The sequence below is a fragment of the Oceanivirga miroungae genome (assembly GCF_902505095.1).
GTDB lineage: Bacteria > Fusobacteriota > Fusobacteriia > Fusobacteriales > Leptotrichiaceae > Oceanivirga > Oceanivirga miroungae.
Genome location: NZ_CABWIB010000001.1, coordinates 982720 through 1004491 on the forward strand (window position 1 = coordinate 982720; position 21772 = coordinate 1004491).

18 protein-coding genes are annotated in these 21772 nt (G+C 27.3%); all 18 read right to left on the bottom strand.

Annotated features, from left to right (window positions below; translation table 11 throughout):
• Position 1: 1 nt before the first annotated feature.
• Positions 2-700: an L-ribulose-5-phosphate 4-epimerase gene (locus tag OMES3154_RS04815; protein WP_156683658.1), complete on the bottom strand. Its 699-nt coding sequence runs from the start codon at positions 698-700 to the stop codon at positions 2-4.
• Positions 700-1554, bottom strand: coding sequence for an L-ribulose-5-phosphate 3-epimerase (locus OMES3154_RS04820; protein WP_156683659.1), 855 nt, complete (start codon positions 1552-1554; stop codon positions 700-702). Before OMES3154_RS04820 ends, OMES3154_RS04815 begins: the two co-directional genes overlap by 1 nt.
• 11 nt (positions 1555-1565) lie before the next feature.
• The gene (gene ulaG, locus OMES3154_RS04825) at positions 1566-2630 is read right to left on the bottom strand and encodes an L-ascorbate 6-phosphate lactonase (protein ID WP_156683660.1); all 1065 of its coding nucleotides are present in this window, start codon (positions 2628-2630) and stop codon (positions 1566-1568) included.
• A gap of 208 nt (positions 2631-2838) precedes the next feature.
• Positions 2839-4302 (bottom strand): BglG family transcription antiterminator, encoded by a 1464-nt coding sequence (locus tag OMES3154_RS04830; protein WP_156683661.1) that lies wholly within the window; start codon positions 4300-4302, stop codon positions 2839-2841.
• A 3-nt stretch (positions 4303-4305) separates the two neighbouring features.
• Positions 4306-5355 carry a hypothetical protein gene (locus OMES3154_RS04835; RefSeq protein WP_156683662.1) on the bottom strand — a complete coding sequence of 350 codons (1050 nt, stop codon included), beginning with the start codon at positions 5353-5355 and terminating at the stop codon, positions 4306-4308.
• Between the two features lie 47 nt (positions 5356-5402).
• Positions 5403-5696: a PTS sugar transporter subunit IIB gene (locus OMES3154_RS04840; protein ID WP_197271508.1), complete on the bottom strand. Its 294-nt coding sequence runs from the start codon at positions 5694-5696 to the stop codon at positions 5403-5405.
• 2 nt (positions 5697-5698) lie between these two features.
• Positions 5699-7192 carry a PTS ascorbate transporter subunit IIC gene (locus OMES3154_RS04845; protein ID WP_156683664.1) on the bottom strand — a complete coding sequence of 498 codons (1494 nt, stop codon included), beginning with the start codon at positions 7190-7192 and terminating at the stop codon, positions 5699-5701.
• 11 nt (positions 7193-7203) lie between these two features.
• Positions 7204-7650 carry a PTS sugar transporter subunit IIA gene (locus OMES3154_RS04850; protein ID WP_156683665.1) on the bottom strand — a complete coding sequence of 149 codons (447 nt, stop codon included), beginning with the start codon at positions 7648-7650 and terminating at the stop codon, positions 7204-7206.
• Positions 7651-8006: 356 nt separating this feature from the next.
• Complete coding sequence (locus OMES3154_RS04855) at positions 8007-9791, bottom strand: ABC transporter substrate-binding protein (RefSeq protein WP_156683666.1); 1785 nt, start codon at positions 9789-9791, stop codon at positions 8007-8009.
• A gap of 12 nt (positions 9792-9803) precedes the next feature.
• The gene (locus tag OMES3154_RS04860) at positions 9804-10697 is read right to left on the bottom strand and encodes an ABC transporter permease (RefSeq protein WP_156683667.1); all 894 of its coding nucleotides are present in this window, start codon (positions 10695-10697) and stop codon (positions 9804-9806) included.
• Between the two features lie 9 nt (positions 10698-10706).
• Entirely contained in the window at positions 10707-11669 is a 963-nt protein-coding gene (gene opp4B, locus OMES3154_RS04865) for an oligopeptide ABC transporter permease (protein WP_156683668.1), read from the bottom strand.
• A gap of 2 nt (positions 11670-11671) precedes the next feature.
• Positions 11672-12610 (bottom strand): ATP-binding cassette domain-containing protein, encoded by a 939-nt coding sequence (locus OMES3154_RS04870; protein WP_156683669.1) that lies wholly within the window; start codon positions 12608-12610, stop codon positions 11672-11674.
• The gene (locus OMES3154_RS04875; RefSeq protein ID WP_156683670.1) at positions 12611-13609 is read right to left on the bottom strand and encodes an ABC transporter ATP-binding protein; all 999 of its coding nucleotides are present in this window, start codon (positions 13607-13609) and stop codon (positions 12611-12613) included.
• A gap of 68 nt (positions 13610-13677) precedes the next feature.
• On the bottom strand, positions 13678-15600 hold the full coding sequence (locus OMES3154_RS04880) for an ATP-dependent DNA helicase (RefSeq protein WP_156683671.1): 1923 nt from the start codon (positions 15598-15600) through the stop codon (positions 13678-13680).
• 41 nt (positions 15601-15641) lie between these two features.
• Positions 15642-17798, bottom strand: a complete 2157-nt coding sequence (locus OMES3154_RS04885; RefSeq protein ID WP_156683672.1) for a RelA/SpoT family protein — start codon at positions 17796-17798, stop codon at positions 15642-15644.
• Positions 17799-17800: 2 nt separating this feature from the next.
• Positions 17801-18547, bottom strand: a complete 747-nt coding sequence (locus OMES3154_RS04890) for an IclR family transcriptional regulator (RefSeq protein WP_156683673.1) — start codon at positions 18545-18547, stop codon at positions 17801-17803.
• A gap of 226 nt (positions 18548-18773) precedes the next feature.
• Positions 18774-20519, bottom strand: a complete 1746-nt coding sequence (gene aspS, locus OMES3154_RS04895) for an aspartate--tRNA ligase (protein ID WP_156683674.1) — start codon at positions 20517-20519, stop codon at positions 18774-18776.
• Positions 20519-21742, bottom strand: coding sequence for a histidine--tRNA ligase (hisS, locus tag OMES3154_RS04900; protein ID WP_156683675.1), 1224 nt, complete (start codon positions 21740-21742; stop codon positions 20519-20521). Before hisS ends, aspS begins: the two co-directional genes overlap by 1 nt.
• Between the last annotated feature and the right edge of the window lie 30 nt (positions 21743-21772).

Here is a 21772-nt window from a genome sequence, read left to right on the forward strand (position 1 = left end):
TTTATACCTCTACCTTATTTCCATAATAAGCATTTTTTCCATGTTTTCTATTATAGTGTTTATCTTGAATGCTCTTAGGCGCTTCTTCAACTTCATTATTTATTATCTTAGTTAAAACTGCCATTTTTGCAACTTCCTCTAAAACAACTGCATTATATACAGCTTTTTTAGCATTTTCTCCCCATGCAAAAGATCCATGGTTTTTGCATAATACAGCCGGAGTTGCTACATAATCTCTATCCTTAAATGTTTCAATAATAACTTTACCAGTATTTAATTCATACGCACTTTCAATTTCTTCTTTTGTTAAATTTCTACTACAAGGTATTGTTCCATATATGCTATCTGCATGTGTTGTACCATAGCATATAATATCTTTACCTGCTTGAGCAAATGATGTCGCCCATGTAGAATGTGTATGAACTATTCCTCCAATTTTTTCAAAAGCTTTATATAACTCTACGTGTGTCGGTGTATCAGATGATGGTTTGTATTTACCTTCAACAACATTACCTTCAAGATCTACTACAACCATATCTTCTGGTTTTAGTTTATCATAATCAACCCCACTTGGTTTTATTACAAAAAGTCCTTTTTCTCTATCAATTTCAGATACATTTCCCCAAGTAAATTTAACTAAGTTATATCTAGGTAAGTCCATATTAGCCTCATAAACTCTTTTTTTCATTTCCTCTAACATTAATATTCACCCTCTATTTTATCTAGCATTTCTCTAAATGTTTTAACTGCAAATCTTAAATCCACTTTAAAATCTTCTGCTCCTGTATACCAAAGTTCAGTTACATATCTTCTAACCCCTATTTTATATAGTTCAGTTAAACATTCATAAAAATTAACATGCCCAGTTAAAAATGGTATTTCTCTATAATGACCTGGTATAGATTCTTTTATATGAGCTGCAACAGTTTTCCCTTTTCCTAGTCTTATATCATCTAAAACATCATTATTGTATATTACAGAAGCATTTTTAATATTACCTAAATCAGGGTATATCATTAAAAACGGTGAATTAATATACTCTACAACTTCTTTCGCTTTTTTTACAGTATCCATAAAGTCTGTTTCCATAGTTTCAAAAGCTAGTAAAACTCCATATTTAGCTGCAATTTCAACCCCTTTTTGTAGGTTTTCTAAGAAATATTTACGAGTTATTTCATTTCCTTTTCCTTCATAATACACATCATAACCTGCTAATTGTATTACACGAATACCTAAATCATTAGCTAGTATTATTGCCTTTTCTAAAATTTCTAAACTTTTTATTCTAGTAGCTTCGTCCATAGATCCTAGCGGAAATTTTCTTTGACCTGATAATGCCATAGATCTAAAATCAATTCCTACCTTTTTCATATCCATTACTAACTGATCTCTTTCTTCTTTTGACCAATCAAGTCTTGATAATTTTTCAGGTGTTTCATCAACACTTAGTTCTATAAAGTCATATCCAACTTCTTTAGCTGCTACTAATTTTTCATAAAGAGTAAGGCTATTGGGCATAGCCTTTTCATATACTCCTAATACATATTTTTTCATACTTTTATTCCTTATAATATTTGTAAGAATGGTAAATCTGGTTCTAATTCAAAAGCATCTTCAAATCCACGTGGATACATATATTCTCTGTCATCTTTGTTATCTGGGAAGATGAATTTTCCACCTGGTTGCCATATATATGGTTTGAATTTATATCTCATTCTATTTTTTCTCATTTCATATAGAACTTCAATTTCTTTAGGATCTGCCATAAAGTTTGTCCATATATCATAGTGAATCGGTATTATTACTTGTGTATCTAAGCTTTCTGCAACTTTTAATACATCAGAAGAAGTTAATTTATCAGTCATTCCTCTTGGATTTTCTCCGTATCCTACTAATGCAACATCAATCTTATGATCTCTTGCATGTTTAACATAGTAGTTTGAGTAATGTGAATCTCCTGCATGATATATATTTCCACCTTTAGTTTTAACTATATAGTTTACCGCTAAATCGTCCATGTTTGGTGGCATTTTCCCTTTTAATACATCATCATCATTTGCAACTGTTAATAACATTGTTCTATCAAATGATTCAACCATACATATTTTCATATCTTTAATTTCTACTTCATCCCCTGGTCTTACTTCAACCATTCTATCTTCTGGTACTCCCCATTTTCTCCATAAGTCTGTACAAGATTTAGGACCTATAAATTTAGCTTCAGGGCAATTTTGAACTATAGCTGCTGCTACATTTACATCTATATGGTCACTATGACTATGAGTTGCTAAAACAGCATCTATTTTTTTAATTTTAAATGGATCTATAATACAAGGTGTTTTTCTTAAGTTTGGTTGTAATCTAACACATCCTACTGCTCTTTGGTGTTGATGTTTAGGTTTCATAAATGGATTAGTTTTTGTTTTTTTACCAGTTGACACCCATAAGTCAATTACTATATTAGCATCTCCTTCTGTTTTTATCCATGTACCCATATTTCCAAGCCACCACATTGCAACTTTATTAGGTTCTACAATTTCACTTTCTATTTCTTCATTAATCCAAGTCCCCCATTCAGGAAAAGTACTTAGTATCCAATCTTCTCTTGATAATTCATTGATTTTTGACATTTTTTTCACTTCCTTAATTTTTTTTAGATTTTTTTTTAGACAGTTTGATTATTTATTTTATTTACATTCCATTTATACCCTGTTTTTTAGGATATGCAAGGTCCAAATTAAAAACACAATGCTGTACAAAATTAAACCCAATGACATTAAATTCTTTATTTATAAAGAAAAAGTGAAACTTATATAAGTTTCACTAACTGTTTAAAATTTAACTGTTTTTTTCAGTTGTTTTTTCAAAAATCCTAATAATATCTATTTTATTCATTAAACTATCTACTATTATTGTATCAAAATTTGAATTTATATCTATTTCTGTGCTCACAATTAAATCAATATCTAATTTTTCATATACTTGCAAGGCATTTTTATCTATAACAGAAACTATTTCTACATTTGAAATATAGTCTTGTATTTTTTTCACTATATTTCTTTTTATAATTTCTTCTTCATTACTTATAATTAAGATCTTTGTTTTTTTCTTTTCTATAAATAATAAAAACTGCATAACTATACTTGCTATATCATACTCATTAAATTTTAAATTCTCTTTTTTTACTATATTTTTTACTATATCATGTAAATATTTATATTCTTTACTTATCTTATCATAATCCAAATCAACAAAAATTATATTATACTTATTTCTAAAATATTGTACTTTTAAATATGTAACTAAACTATCTATAGCTTTTTCTCTATCATTAATTCTGATATTTGACTCTAACTCAAAATCATCAACAATTTTTTTAGCTAAATTATAGTGCTTTACATAATCTTTACTTGAATTATGTATATCTGTCATTTTTCTAGTACATAGTAATATTAAACTTGATAATAACTTTATTTTCTCCTCTATTACTATATTATACTCGCTTTCAAATACACTACAAATTTCCCCAATCACCTTATACTCTAGTCTTTCTTTTAAAACATTTAATTTTTTTTCAATAGTTTTACCCTTTGTTTTTTTTGAAAATAGGTATATATACGGTAGCGAGAATGCATAGTTTTCAACTGATTTATTAGACATTGTCTTACCTAGTCTATTTTGCAAATATTGCATTTTTTCCATCAGATTTTGAAAAAATTCTTCACTAAATATCTTATCAATATCCTTGTACATTTTTTTTATAAACATATTAATATTGGTATTTTTTAGCCTAGTTATTTTTTTTATTAATCTGTATATATACTGTATCTGTATAAGCTCATCACCTTTTAAATAATATCCTAGTTTAGGACTGTATTCCATTTTAATATTTTTATTAAATTTTAAAATTTCCTCTTTTATGTACTGTATATCCGATAATATAGAATTTTTACTTGTCTTAAACATTTCAATAAAATCATTTATAGTTTGTCTTTTAGGGTATGTTGTTATAAATAAAGCTATAATTAATCTTCTTTCATTTTTATTAAATATGTATTCAAGATCACATAATATAGTTTCTAAAATATCTTTTTGATTTTTATCTAATACTATTCCATTTTTATTATCATTAATAATTAATTTTATATTTTTCTTTTTTAGCTGATCATTTATTTTTTCTATGTTATAGTATACTACACTTCTGCTTTTTGATAAATTTGATGCTATTTTGGATATACTTATACCATCTTTATTTGAGATTAAAATATTTACTATCTCATAAAAACTCTTATCACTATACATAAGCTATTTTTCTAATATGTATAAAGCAATTTCATCAGTTTCTCTATTTGCAGCTATTAAATATTCTTTGCCATCTTTAACAAAGTAGTTTATATTAGCAGCTCCAAATCCTTTATCAATTATTTCATATACATACTCACCATCAATATATCTTAGAACAAATGTTATCATTTCGTCTCTTCTATTTCCTAGAACACAAACATTTTCACTATTTAATTTTCCAGACCATATTGCATGTAAAAAAGTTATATCTTCAGGAAATTCCTTTGCTAATTCAAATTTACCATCTTTTTTTCTGTAAACTCTTAATTTATGACCATGAAATGGTGATATAGCTACTAATTCATCTACACCATCATTATCTAAGTCAATTAATGTTGCATCACTAGCTGCATCAGATACTAATTTTTCTATATCCCAATTCTCACCTTTTTTCTTTGGTGGAGTATATAAATATACACCACTGTCACAAGATACAATTGCTTTTTCTAAACCATCTTCTATATGCTTATAGTACCCATGATTTTTTAGCATATCTTCTTGTATTACAGTAAAATCTTCTTCTTTTAAAACCTCACAATTATCTAAATCACTTGGTAATTCTATAAAATATGTTTTACCTGGTTTTGTCCAGTCATCTTTATACTCATGACCTGATTTTAATGCACAAACTAGTATGTATTTAGTTCCATCTTCTGCTTTTAACACATCAAATCTATGTGCAAAAGGAACTTCTGCTATTATCCTTACTGAAAAGTTATAGTTATTATCTAGTGGTTTTACATACACGATTCTTGCTTCTTTTGAATCATTTGGTGAATGGAATTTTTGAGTCGCTAAAAATGCTCCATTTGCGTTTTCCAGCGGTATTATACTCATTGTCCCACCTGGTTCTTGCCAAATAGTAGCTTTTTTTTCTAAATTATGATTGTATAAAAAACATTCATCTTGTTTTTCAGCAGCTACCACTATATGGTGTTCCCCATTATATTCGATATTTGCCATTTGGTAGCATTTATTTAGTTTATCTAATACTTGTTTTCTAAATTTCATAAATTTCTCCTTTTTAAAAGGGCAGAAATACTGCCCTTTATTTTTATTTATTCAGTAATTACTCCTGCTTCTTTTAATTTTTGTTCCATTTCTTGAGCACTCATAGGATTTTTTAATCCAATTACTATTTTACCAGCATCCACAGCTGATTTGAATTCATTTATAAAAGCTTGAGGACATAATGTTACATCAAAGCTTTTTGCTTGTCCTTTTCCTTCTGATAATGAGCAGTGATGAATTTTTGTGCATTTAATATTGTTTTTCTTTATAACCTTATCTGCTGTTAATTTCATCATTAAACTTGTTCCTGCTCCATTAGCACATGATACTAAAAATGTCATATTTATTCCCCTTTTTCTTCTTGTCTTCTCTTATATTCTTCAAAATCTTCTGTTATTAAGAAGTAATTTTCTTTGTCTTTTAAGTATTGTAATTGAGGTATTAAGATTAATACTATTACAATAAGTGCAACTCCTGCATAGCTTAAGTATTTCATTATAACTGTGAATACAGGCCATACTACTGCCCAGTCCCACATTCCTAAGTATCCACCATAAGCTGCCATTCCTACCCAGCTAGCTATGAATGCTGAACCGAATACTTGACATAATCCTGCTATGAATGGGAATATTAATGTTGCTTTTAATCCACCTTTATTATTTGCATAAACCCCAATTGTAGCGTTATCGAAGAATACTGGAACGAATCCTGCAACAACTAAAACTGGTGATTTTAAAGCTATTAAAGTTGCTATTGCAATACCTTGTCCTATTGCACCTGCTAAGAATCCAATAGTTATAGCATTTGGTGATCCAAAGTTATATGATATAGCACAGTCAACTCCTGGAACAGCTCCTGGTAATAATTTATCAGATATTCCTTTAAAGCTTTGTGTTAATTCTGATATGAATGTTCTAACTCCTAATTGTAATATTGCTAAGTAAACAGCAAATTTTAATGAAGTTTCAACTATATAGAAGAATAAATTTTGTCCTGGTTTCATAAATCCAGCTTCTATTAAGAATGGTTTACCTAATGCTAATAAAATTCCTCCAAAGAACATTAACATTAATACTCCTGTTGCAACCATGTTATCGTTAAATATTGACATCCAACCTGGTAATTCTATATCTTCTATTCTCTTACTTGAAGTTTTACCTTTAGCTCTATCTCTTTTAGCCATTTTTTCAGCTAACCAAGTAAATAAAGCAATACCAAACATTTGTTGGTGAGCTATTGTAAATCCAGCACCATCTGTTAATTCTTGTGAGTATCTAACTAATAAGTTTGATCCAACTGCCCAGTATAGCCCTAAGATTACAGCCATAACTATTAATAATTTCACATCACTAGTTACTAATGCAGGTAATGCAAATAAGATTAACCAATAAGCAGTAGATGCTTGTTGTAATTGTACGTGACCTGTTGTAAATACTGATCTTAGTTTAGTAATTCTAGAAAATCTTACTAAAATTAAGTTTGTAATAAATGCTATTGCAAGTAATAAAACTACATTACTAAATGATTTACCAAAAACTTTTTCAACACCTGCTTGAACTGCGTTTTGTCCAAAATATGGATCTATTACCATAGCTGATAAATGGAATTTATCTCTTAATCCTACTAATATAGGTCTAAAACTTACTACTAATCCACCTGACCCAGCACTTAAAATCATAAATCCAACAATTGCTTTAATTGTACCACTTAAAGTTTCATACCAAGATTTTCTTAATAATAGATACCCTAATAGCACCATAAACCCAATGAAAAAATGTGGTTTAGTTAAAATATTTGCATAAAATATTTGCCAAATTCCACCTAATACTTCTAACATACTAACTCCTCCTATATATCATATTTTTCTGATAATCTTTTTATATCATCTATATTTCTAACATTAAATAATTCTTCTTTTAAATCATCATTTCCTAATACTTCCATTAATTTTTGCATATTTTCTATATGTTTTTCTGGATTAACACTAGCTAGTGTAAAAAATAGCACTGATTTATTTTCTTCATCAAATTCTACTTCTTTTTCAAACTTAGTGAATGCAATTTCTGTTTCAAAAACATTTACTCCTCCTTGTGTTGAGTGTGGCATTGCAATTCCTTCATCAATACATATATATGGACCATATTTATCAACAGATGCTACTAATTCATTTATATAATCTTTGCTTACTATTTTCTTTTCTATAAGTTTACTACAACTTTTTGCAATTGCATCTTTCCAGTCACTAGCATCATCATAGAATGCACATAAATCTTTTTTTATTAGTTCTTTTAGCATAATTTCTCCTTATAATAAAAATTTATATTCCAAACCAAAAATAGGTTATATGAATATAAACTGTCCTAAAATATTCAATTGTAAATAAAATAATCTAAATCAAGAATTTTTCAACTCTAATACTGTATACCTCGATTTTTTAATTTGTCAAATAAATTTATAAAAAAAAAGCTGTAAAATTGTAAAACGTCAAAATTATTGACACCTTTTTGGATTAGTATTTTTTAAATTTTTATCATTGATATTTATTAAAAATTTCTCTAAAATTTGTTTTATGAACCATAAATAAAATATGGTTCTTTTTAATATACAAGGAGGCTATTCTTGTAAAATAGCCCCCATATATTTAATATCTCTTATTTACTTGCTGGTAATAATTCTTTTTGTGTAACTGCTTCTTTTATTCTAGATAAATCTACTGAAGCATCGCTTATACTAAATTGTTTAACTCTTTTATTTACTGGATATAAGTCATATGAATACCAAATAGGTAATAATCCTATCATATTTTCCATATAGTATTTATTCCATTCTTTAATTTTATTTAATCTATATTCTGGATCTCTTAAAGCCTCTAGTGAAACTGTTTCTTTCATTAATTGTTCATTTTTCTTATCTACTAATCTTGCAAAATTAAATCTTGCACTTTCAGCAAAGAATCCTGCTAAATCAAGACTTGAACCTGTACCAAATCCTGCTAGGAATACTTCAAATCCTTCGTTTGATTGTATTACATCATAGAAGTTACTTCCTAATAATCTTCCAGTCGCTAATGTAATATTTAACCCTACAGCTTTCCAATCTTGTATGAATTTTTGAGATAATGCTTCTGCTATGTCAGATCCACCAGCCATAGCTAATCTTATTTCTAATGGTTTACCATCTTTATTTTCTCTTATTCCATCTCCGTCTACATCTTTATATCCAGCTTTATCTAAGATTTCATTAGCTTTTTCTACATTGTAATCATAGTAAGGTGTTTCTGGATGATATTTTTTAAATGCTGGCGGTATTGGTGAGTTAGCTTTTAATTTAAGATTGTTATAGAATTTTTCTACAACTTCTTGTATATTTAAAGCATATCCCATTGCTTTTCTTAATTCTAAGTCTGACATTACCTTATCTTTATCTGTAACATTTATTCCTTTTTCATTATCCCAGTGTCCTAAGTTAAATCCTAAATATGAGAAATTAAGTCCTGGTTTCCCTAATGTTGCTATGTTATCAAAATCTTTATATTCTTTATATGTTGAAGATCCAACATTAACATATGAATCAAATTCTCCAACTTTAATTGATGAAATTAAAGATGATGTTGGTAATATTTTAATTATTTTCTTATCAACCATAGGTCTTGAACTTTCTTCATACCAGTATTCATTAGGAACTAATTCAACACTTTCACCTGGTACTATTTGTGTTAATTTATATGGACCATATGATAATGGTTTAATTCTTACAAGATCACTTTGTTCTAATTTAGATATTTCTATACCTTCAAATAAATGTTTTGGTACAACATATGAAATTAATCCACCTGCACCAGCATATACGTTCGGACTAGCTTCTTTTATATGTATTTTTAATACAGTATCACTTACTTTTTCTAAACCTTTTATAGTATCTGCTTTTTTATCATGATAGTCTTGTAATCCAACAACATTCATTAAATCTTCATCATATCTAACTCCTGTATATTCAGAATCTGCTAATATTTTATATGTATAGATTAAATCATCAACAGTTAATGCATGTCCATCTTCCCATTTTAGACCTTCTCTAAATTTAATTGTTATAACTTTATTATCAACATCAAAATCAATATCTGACATTCCACCATTCGTTACATTGTAATCTTCATCACTCCAGAAAATTGATGGCGCTATATTTTCTATTATTCTCCAGTCAGTATTATCTGTATATAAAGCTGGTGATAATATTCCTTTAAATGGAGTATCTTCTACTAATGCAACATTATATACTCCACCTTTTATAGCTTCTTTTTCTGAAGTATAATTCATTTCAAATTTTGATTTACTTAAGTCTTGTGACTGTTCACTTCTTTTTTTACCTGGTCCACAAGCTATAACTGATACTACTAATAGAGCACTTAGCCCGAATTTTAACATTTTGTTTTTCATATATATTCACTCCTATCCTAATCTTTGTCTTGCATCACTTGCTCTTTTTAGTGCTTGTCCTATATAGTTTATACATAACATTAAAACTAAAATTAGTATTGATGCAGGAACCCAAATCCAAATTTTACTCGTCATAATTTCTGGTTTTCTAGCATAACTTATAAGTGTTCCTAATGAAGGTGTGCTAGGTGGTAATCCATAACCTAAGAAGGTTAATCCAGTTTCTATTCCTATACTTCCAGCAAACATTAGTGTAAGATCTACTAAAATTATTGAACTAATATTTGGTAATAATTCAAATAATATTATTTTAATATCACTTGTTCCTAATGTTTTTGATGCTTGTATATAGTCTTTTCTTGATTCTGATAACGCTTTTGATCTTATAAGTCTTGCTGTACCTATCCATATAAATGCTGATAATATTAATATGAATTTAGGTATTGTGTACTTAGGTATTATAGTAACAAATACTATTATAACCATTGTAGATGGTAGTATCATTATAAAGTCAATTATACGCATTATTGCGTTATCTACCCAACCAGAATAATAACCAGATATAAGTCCTATTCCAATTCCTATTATTTCTGTTATTATAGTAACAGAAAATCCTATTAATATTGAATTTCTAGCTCCAATTATAAGTTGTCCTAAAATACTACGACCACCCATATCAGCACCTAACCAGAATCCTTCTAATGGTCTAGCATATTTATCGCTTAAATTTACTGTCATAACCTCATTTTGATCTAATATAAATGAAGCTATAAATATTGTTCCCATTATTAAAACTAATAATATTAGCGAAAATAGGGCTATTTTATCTTTTTGAAACTCTCTTTTTATTACAGAAAATCCAACAGGAGATTCTATATTTTTTTTATCTTTATTTTTCCCAAACATATTATTCTCCTACTCTATTCTAATTCTAGGATCTACTATACTTAATATTATATCTGATAATAAAGTACCAAATAAAGCAAGTATTCCATATAATAAAACTAATGCTGTAATAATAGAATAGTCATAACTACCTATTGCTTCTATAAATAATTTACCCATACCTGGATATCCAAATATTGTTTCAATAAATACAGATCCACCTAATAGTCCTGTAATTGAATATCCTAAAAAGGCAGCTATTGGAAGTAATGAATTTCTAAATATATGCTTTCTATATATTACTTTTTCAGGTATTCCTTTACTTCTTGCAGTTTTTACATAATCCATATTTTTAGCATCTATTACTTCATTTCTTAGATACTGTATAGTTGCTGTTGTACTTAAAATTGCATATGTAACAGCTGGTAATACTAGGTGATATATCCTATTTATATGATATGCAAATGTACCTGGATTTAGTCCTAAATCAACAGATCCTCCTGTTGGGAATAATTGTAATTTATATCCAAATAACCATAACATTACAAGTGATAATATAAATGATGGTATAGCATAACTTATATAGTTATATACAATTATAGTTTTATCTAATACGCTATCTTGGTATCTTCCTGCTAATATTCCTAAAGGAATTGATATTGAATATGATAATAAAACACTAAATAGTGATAATATCATTGTATTATATGCTCTTTGTCCTATTATTGATGTAACTTTCATTTTGTATGTATAACTTAAACCTAAATCTCCATTAAATAAATTACCTATCCATCTAAAGTATTGTACATACCATGGGTCATATAGTCCTAATTTTTGTCTTAACTCTTCTATACGTTCTGGTGATATATTAGGATCTATTAATCCTGAAAAAGGATCTCCTGGCATTAATTTAGCTAAAATGAAAACTAATACACTAAGTAAAATAATTTGAGGTATCATAATAACAATTCTTCTTAAAATAGTCTTCCACATATTTATTCCACCTCATCCTTCATAGCAACATAGTGAGTATCAGAAATTTTTCTTAAGTCATATACTCTATTATTTTCATCATAGTAAGTTTTTTCATTCTCTTTATAATACTTTTCAATTTCTAATCTATTTTGCTTATTTTTTAGTTTTTCTTTTGGATTAACATCAGGTATAGCTGCTATTAATCTTTTTGTGTAAATATGTTTAGGATTATCGTATATATCTTCTCTAGTACCAGATTCTACAAATCTTCCTTTATACATTATATACATATGATCACACATATGTTTTACAACTCCTAAATCATGTGATATGAAAATATAGCTTAAGCCCATTTTCTTTTGTATTTCTTTCATATAGTTTAGTACTTGTGCTTGAACTGATAAATCAAGTGCTGAAACAGGCTCATCTGCTATTATTAATTTAGGGTTTGTTGCAATTGCTCTTGCTACCCCTATTCTTTGTCTTTGTCCACCACTAAATTGGAATGAATATTTATACATACTCTCTTCGTCTAGCCCAACTATATCTAGTAATTCTAAAACTTTTTTTCTTTCTTCTGTTACTGTTAAATTTTCAAAGTTTCTAATAGGTTCTGCTATTATATCAAGAACTCTTTTTTTAGGATTTAAGCTTGACATAGAATCTTGGAATATCATTTGAACATCTTTTCTAAATTTAGTTTTTCTTCCAACTCTTTTTAAATTTAATTCTTGGCCTTCGTATTCTACCATTCCACTTGTTACTTTTTCTAAGCCCATTATAGCCTTACCAATTGTTGATTTACCACTTCCACTTTCACCAACAAGTCCATATGTTTTTCCAACTTCAATTTCCATGTTTACACCATCAACTGCATAAACATTACTTATAACCTTATTGAAAAAACCTCCCCTTATTGGATAGTGTACTTTTAAATCTTTTACTTTTAAAAAGCTCATCTATATCTCACCATCCTTAAAATAGAAATTTTTATAGCATGTACATTGTACAAAATGCTCCGTAGATACTTCATGCATAGTTGGATTTTCTTCATGTTCGTTTTTATCTATCCAATCTATACGAGATGCAAATCTACAACCATCTCTATTAAGATTTATTATTGAAGGTACTGTACCTTGTATAACATGTAATTTTTCTTCGTTTTTATCTAATTGTGGTATTGAACTAAGTAGTGATCTTGTATATGGGTGAACTGGATTTTCAAATAGTTCGTCAACTGATGCAAATTCAACTATTTGTCCTGCATACATAACAGCTACTCTATCAGCAAGTTCTGCTACTACACCTAAATCATGTGTAATTAAAATAACAGCTGATCCTGTTTCTTTTTGTAATTCTTTAATTAAATCTAGTATTTGTGCTTGAATTGTAACATCTAAGGCTGTTGTTGGTTCATCACATATTAAAAGATCTGGTTTACATGATAATGCTATTGCAATAACTACTCTTTGTCTCATTCCTCCACTTAATTCGTGCGGGAATCTTCTTGCTATTCTTTCAGGATTTGGTATACCAACTTTTTTTATTAACTCTAAAATAATTTCTTTTCTTTCTTCTTTAGTATAATCTGTATGATATATTAAAGATTCTTCAATCTGATCACCTATTCTCATAAGTGGATTTAATGCTGATAATGGATCTTGGAATATCATCCCAATTTTTTTACCTCTTATCTTGTTCATTTCAGCTTCATTTAAATTTTCTATATTTTCCCCTTTAAAAAGTATTTCTCCTTCTACTTTTGTTTTTAACGGATTATGTAAACCCACTATTGAAGTTGCAAGTGTTGATTTTCCGCACCCACTTTCTCCAACTATAGCTAAGATTTCATTTTTCTTAACTTTAAGGCTAACATCATCTACAGCTGCATAGTATTTATCATTTATGCTAAATGATGTTCTAAGGTTTTTTATCTCTATCATATCCTCGTTATTCATATCTACTCCTTAGTTAATTTTTTATTTTTACATTATACCATATATCTTATTAAATTTTAACTAAAAATTCATATTTTCACAATATTACTACTTGGCATTGAATTTAGTATAGATTTACCATAATTCTTACTATATATTCTACTATCTAAAATCACTATATCTCCACTATCTTTTTTACTTCTTATAAGTCTTCCAATACCTTGTTTTAATTTAGTTATCATTAGTGGTAATTGATATTCAATAAATGGGTTTTTCTTATCTTTGGCTATTTTTTCACTAATTGCTTCTATTATTGGGTCATCAGGAGCTACAAAAGGAAGTTTTACAATAATTACATTTTTTAATTTTTCTCCCTTTACATCAACACCTTCCCAGAAGCTATCTGTTCCTATTAAAATAGACTTTCCTTCATCTTTAAACCTATCAATTAAACTTGTTCTAGACATAGTACCTTGTTTTAAAATATTAAATCCATCTACAACTAAGTTACTGTATATATATTCAACCTGCTTATATGATGTACATAATATAAATGTTCCATTACTGTGATCTTTTAAATATTTATGTAAAAAGTCTATTGTAAAATCTAAATACTCATCACTATTTGGATTAAAATTATTTTTTGAAACTATTATTCTCATATTTTTATCATAATCAAAAGGAGATTCCACTGAATAAAATTCAAAATCACGAAGTCCTAATCTTTTTTTTAAGTAATCATAACTATCATCAACTTTTAATGTCGCTGAAGTTAAAACTGTTAGTTTATCAGAAAAGATTTCATCAAATTCTTCTGAAATATCTATTTTACTACTAACTATTTCTAAATTATATCCTATATTATCTAATTTAAACCAATTAACTGACTCAAAACTATCTTTATTTTCATTTATTTCAAATAAGTTTTTTAGATCTAAACTGATTTTATCGTAAATCATAAAAAAGCTAGCTAATATATCTTCTGAAACCGAATACTTATTAGTAAGTTTTAATAAATTATTTTTAAATTCTTCTAGTAGTATGTATTTTTCTTTTATTATTTCTACATATTCATAATATTTTGGAATTTTACTACTTATATTTACTTCTCTTATACTATACTTTTTAGTAGCATATATATTTTGAACTAAGTAATTTGTTAAATTTACAAAAAAATCATATATACTATTTAATACATCTGACATCTCGCTGAATATATCATCAATTTCTTTTTGTCCATCTGATAAATTACTAAGTTCTGTTATAAGTCTTCTTAGATAACCCATTTTAGTATTTCTATTGTATAATATACCCATGTTAGTTAAGAAATTTTTAGAATTAATTTTCTTTTCTAAATAAGCTCTTGCTATATTTTCTATATTATGTGCTTCATCAATAACTAAAATATCGTACTTAGGCAGTATTCCTTCAAATTTTAGTGATGAAAATAAAAGGGAATGATTTACTATTAAAACATTCTTATCTTGTGTTTTTTTTCTATTTTTATAAAAAAAACAATTATCTGTTTTAGAACACGCAAAATTTACACAATAATCTATATCACAGCATACATTATTCCATTCTTCATTTGATAACTCAAAATCTATTTCTTGTCTATCTCCGGTTTTAGTATTTTGATACCACTCAATTAACTTATCATTAGTGCTATTTTTTAATAGTCTATTACCACAAATATAGTTTGATCTTCCTTTTATGATTTGATACTTAATTTTTTCTCCAATAATTTTTTCTAACATAGGCAAGTCTTTTTCTACTATCTGCTCTTGTAAATTTATCGTATTTGTAGAAACTACAACCTTTTTATTATTTTTACTGGCATACAATATAGATGGCAATAAATAAGCAAGTGTCTTACCTACTCCAGTACCTGCTTCTATTACACATGATTTATTCTCATTTATACTTTGTCTTATAATATTTGCCATATTTATTTGACCTTCTCTTACTTCAAAGTTAAAGTCTTTTTGCATTTTATTAAAATATTCTAACATTCTTTCTCCATTTTATTAAAAGAATAGAGAATTTGCATTCTCTAATCTTGTAATATTTCTATAGTGCCTTTTACATTTAATAATGATTTTTTTAATTTTTCAAAGGCTTCTTTATCTTTTATCATAATTCTTATATTAAACAATGATAATACCTGAGAATTTTTCTTTTTTAAAGTTGTATTCATAGATATTATATCTAGCTTATACTCGTTTATAATATTAACATAATCTAATAGTAATCTATCCCTATCAGTAGCTACAATTTTAAAACTATAAGGATATTTTGCATCTGATTTTTCTAATATCTTTTCGTCCCAGTATACATAAACTTCTCTTTCTTTTTCAGTATCTAATAAATTCTCTAGATTCTTACATGTATCTCTATGAATTACTATACCACGACCTCTTGTTACATAACCTTTAATATTTGACCCTGGTAATGGACTACAACATTTAGCAAAATGATATAGTGTATTATCTGCTCCAGAAATTTTAACACCTGATTTATTATTATTATATGTTATTTGTTTATTACCTTTTTCAAGTGCGGTATCTAATATTTCTTCCTCATTAACAACTTTTTCTTCTTTAAATTTATCTAAAAAGGATTGTATATTTAAATCTTTTGTAGCAAATCTATAGTAAAGATTTTTTAAATCATTTATATTATATTTTTTCATATATAAATGCACTTTATTGTCATCTTCTAATTCCTTAAATTTAAGACCTATTTTAGAAAATTCTTCCTCTACTAAAGTTTCTCCTAATTTAACCTTATCTTCAAATTCTTTATCTTTAAACCATTTTCTTATCTTTATTTTAGAAGAGTTATTATTTACCATCTTAGACCAATCTTTACCTGGTCCATTTGTTTTTTTAGATGTTAGTATCTCGACTTTGTCTGCATTTTTTAATACATAATCAAGAGGCACCATAACATCGTTTACCTTAGCACCTATAGTTCTATAACCTATTTGAGTATGTACTTGGAAGGCAAAATCTAATGCTGTTGAATTTGTCTCTAACTCTACTACATCTCCTTTTGGAGTAAATACAAATATTGTGCTATCAAATACAATATTTGTCATTTTTTTAGTAATATCTTCTTTTTGTTCGTATGTCTTTTTTACAGCTTTATAATACTCTTCATTTTTATCTTTTGATTTTTTTTCCTTATATTTCCAGTGAGCAGCAACTCCATCTTCTGCAATTTCATGCATTTTTTTTGTTCTTATTTGTATTTCTACTTTTTTCTCTTTATTATACTCTATTGTTGTATGTATAGACTGATATCCATTTGGTTTAGGAACTGCTATATAATCTTTAAATCTTCCTTGTACTGGTGTAAATAGGCTATGAACTAATCCTAAAACCATATAACACTCTTCTTCTTTTTCAACCAATACTCTTATTGCGATTAAATCCATTATGTCATTAAATTTTTTTTGCTTTTCCACGATTTTTCTGTAAATACTATATAAATGTTTTGGTCTTCCATTAACACTAGCTTTTATATTATACTTTAAAAGATCTTTTTCTATTTCTTCTATAATTTTTTTTGTTTCTCTATCTCTTGTTTCTTTTTTTGTATTAACTAATTTTTTGATTTCTTGATACTCTTCTGGTTTTAAATATTTAAAGCTAATATCTTCTAATTCACTTTTAATTTTACTCATACCAATTCTATGTGCAATTGGTGCAAATATATCTAAGCACTCTCTTGATTTTTCTATTTGTTTTTCTCTACTTTGAAATTCAATAGTTCTCATATTATGAAGTCTATCAGCTAGTTTAATTATTACTACCCTTATATCACGAGACATAGAAATAACCATTTTTCTTACATTTTCTATTTTTTTACCACTTGCTGATGGTAAATTTTTTAACTTTGTAACTCCGTCTACTAACTCAGCTACATCACGTCCAAATTCATATTCAATGTCTGCTAAACTAATTAAAGTATCTTCAACTACATCATGAAGTAGTCCTGCTACTATTGTATCAGTATCCATTTTAAGATCCACTAATATACTAGAAACTTCAATAGGGTGAATAATGTATTCTTCACCACTTTTTCTATATTGTCCTGTATGTGCTTCTCTTGCCAGTATAAAAGATTTTTCAATTTTTTCTAAATCATAATCACTATTTTTTTTAACCTTATCAAATAGCTCATTATATGCTTTTATATAACTCATTTCTATCCTTCTATTATGTTACTCATTTTATCTATACTTTCTTTTAATTTATCAACATAAAACATTTTACCTCTTGTATCATCTAGTGGTATAGATATGCTAATAGCTCCCACTATTTCCCCTTTTATGTTTTTTATTGGTGCTCCTATACAGTAAACACCTAACTGATATTCTTCATATTCAGTAGAATATCCATTTTTTCTTATTCTTTTTAAATCTTGAAGTAATGTATCAAAACTTGTTATAGTTCTTGATGTATATTTAATTATTTCACTACTATCCCATATTTTTTTAACTTCTTCTTGATCTTTATAAGCTAAAATAGCTTTTCCTGAAGATGTACAATACATAGGTGCTTTTTTACCAATTTTCCCTTGTTTTATTATATTCTTATCTTTTTTAGGTACATATTTATCAATATATATTATTTCATTACCATCTTGTATAACGAAATTAATTTCTTGTTCTACTTCATTTGCTAATTTTGTAATAATACGCTTGGAAACTGCAACATAATCAAAATTTTGAACAGCTCTATTCCCTAACCTAAACATTTTAAAAGTTAGGGCATATTTTTTGTTTTTTAACTGCCTTATGTACATATTATCTTTTAATGATACTAATATACGATAAGTTGTAGTCTTATTTAATCCAACTTTTTTACTTATGCTAGTTAATCCAGCTTCTCCTTCTTCAGATATTATTTCTAATACTTTAAGTGCTCTATCTAAACTTTGTAGCGTCGGCATATTTCCACCTCAATTCTAATATTATATAAAAAAACTAGAGAATGCAATTTTTTTGGTTGCCTTTAAAAGCAAGTGGTAGCCATTTATCAAATATGTATAGTATCCGTAAAGCTCACTAGGTCTTTCGTGATTTGTCTAAGCCATAGGTGACAGAGACAGCCCCAATAATATTGAGTAAAGCCCAAAAAAATCTATTTTTTCTCTAGTTAATTAATTATATATTTTTTTACTTATTATTGTCAACAATTTTTTTCAGCTTTAAATCTTCCTCTAATTGTTTTAAATCAACCTCTCCTGGTGCATTTGTAAGTAAGTCTTGACCTTTATTGTTTTTTGGAAATGGTATTACTTCTTTAATACTATCTTCATTTAACATAACCATAAGCCATCTATCTACACCAAATGCAAGTCCTCCATGTGGCGGAACTCCATATTTTAGAGCTTCTAGGAAGAAACCAAATTTATTTTCTTGCTCATCTTTATCAATTAGTAATCTATCAAATACCAGTGATTGTAAATTTGCGTCGTGTATTCTAATACTTCCTCCACCAATTTCAAATCCATTTAATACTAAGTCATAAGCATCTGTTTTTATATCTTCTAATTTATTTTCTTCTAATAATTTAATATCTTCATCTTTAACTTTAGTAAATGGATGGTGCTGTGCTTTATATCTTTTTTCTTCTTCACTATATTCAAACATAGGGAAATCCACTACCCATAAGAAGTTATATTTACTCTTATCAATTAAATTTAACTCATTTGCAAGTTTTAGTCTTAGTGCACCTAATGCATTTAATACAACATTTTTTTCTCCAGCTATAGAAAAGAAAGTACTTTCATTTTCTAGAGCTATGTATGATTCTAATTCATTTTTTATTTCATCATTTAAGAACTTGTATATAGGAGAATTTACTTCATCATTCTCTTTTTTTATAACAACAAGTCCTTTAGCACCATAGTAATTTTTTACAAAATCTTCTAAGTCTTTTACTTGTTTTCTACTAAATAAAGAGTTTACTTTTATTCCCTTTATATATTTAGCTTCATTAAATACAGAAAATTCACTATTTTTTACTATATCTTTAATATCTATTAATTTCATTTCAAATCTTGTATCTGGTTTATCAGAACCGTAGTTTTCCATAGCATAATCATATGTTATTCTTGGGAATGTATAAGTAACTTCAGTTCCAACCACATCTTTAAATACTTTTTTAGCTAAACCTTCAACAAAAGTTATTATGTCTTCTTGATGAACAAAACTCATTTCTAAGTCTAATTGTGTAAATTCTGGTTGTCTATCAGCTCTTAAATCTTCATCTCTAAAACATTTTGCTAATTGATAGTATTTATCTATACCAGCTATCATTAGTGTTTGTTTAAATAACTGAGGTGATTGTGGTAATGCATAAAAGTCACCTTTTGAAGTTCTACTAGGTACAATAAAGTCACGAGCTCCTTCAGGTGTTGCTTTTCCAAGTATTGGAGTATCTACATCTAAAAACCCATTTTCTGTCATATAGCTTCTAATTGAATAAAACATTTGATTTCTTTTCATAATATTATTTAACATTTTAGATCTTCTTAAATCTAAATATCTATGTTTTAATCTTATTGCTTCATTTTGTATATTATCATCACTTATTTCAAATGGTAATTGTTTTGAACTTGATAATATTTCTATATTTTCTGCAGTTACTTCAATATCACCTGTTTCTATCTTACTATTAACACTTGATCTTTTAGTTACAGTACCTTCTACTTTTATTACGTATTCTTTAGAAATCTTTTTTATATCTTCTAATAAGTCTTTTTCTTTTATTAGAACTTGTGTAATCCCGTATCTATCTCTTAAATCTATAAAAGCAAAAGATCCTAAATCACGAATTTTACTTACCCAACCAGCTAATGTAACTTTTTTCCCTTCATCACTTAATCTTAGCTCATTTAATTTATGTGTTCTATACATTACTTCACTTCCTTTATTTTATCAAAACTAATTTCTTCTTGAGTATTATTATTAAAATCTTTTATTGAAACTACTCCTTTTTGTATTTCATCTACTCCTAGTATTATTACCTTATCTGCTCCCCATTTATTAGCTTTTTTCATTTGATTTGAGAAGTTTTTAGCTTCTAATTCATAGTTAATTTCAACTAAAGAATTTTCTAGTTCTTTTATTACTTTAAATAGATAATCTTTTGTTTCATCAAAATATACTATAAACACTTTTTCTAATTTAGCTTTGTATGACTTTTCTTCTAGTAATAACATAAGTCTTTCTATACCAGCCGCAAACCCTATTGCAGGGATTTTTTTACCAGAAAAGTTTTCAAGTAATCTATCATATCTTCCACCTGCTAATACTGTGCTTTGAGCTCCTAAATTACTTGACTTTATCTCAAAAACAGTATCAGAGTAATAATCTAGTCCACGAACCAATTTTTCATTTATTTCATATTTAACTTCCATCTTTTCTAAATATTCTAAAACTTCATTAAAGTATGCTAACGATTCTTCACTATAAAACTCTCTTATTTTTGGTGCATTTAGTATAATATCAGAATCTTCTTTAGAGTCTAACACTCTTAATGGATTTTTTTCTACTCTAATTTTAGAAGTAGGGCTTAGTTTATCATAGTTTTCTAATAAATATTCTTTTAATTTTTTTGTATAGTCTTTTAATGTTTTGCTATCACCTAGTGAGTTAATTTCAACAACTAAATCTTTTAAGCCTAATTTTTCTAAAATTTCTATACCCATTTTAATTATGCTAGCATCTACTAAGGGGTGTCTTTGTCCAAAGTTTTCTATACCAATTTGATTAAACTCTCTAAATCTTCCCTTTTGTGGAGCTTCATATCTATACATAGTACCATAGTAAAACCACTTCGTACTCGCTTCAACCTTATTTAACTTATTTTCTAAATAAGCACGCACAATTCCTGCTGTTCCCTCTGGTCTTAGAGCTATATGTCTATCACCCTTATCATTAAAATCATACATTTCTTTTGATACTACATCACTTTCTTCACCACTACTCCTTTTAAATAGTTCATATTCTTCTAATATTGGTGTAGAAATTCTTGAGTATCCGTATTTTTTTAAAACACTACTCGAAACTTCAACTATATGTGTATATTTATCCATATCTTCATAAAAGACATCTTTCATACCTTTTAATATTTGCATTTTGTCCTCACTTTTTTATTTTGATTTTAT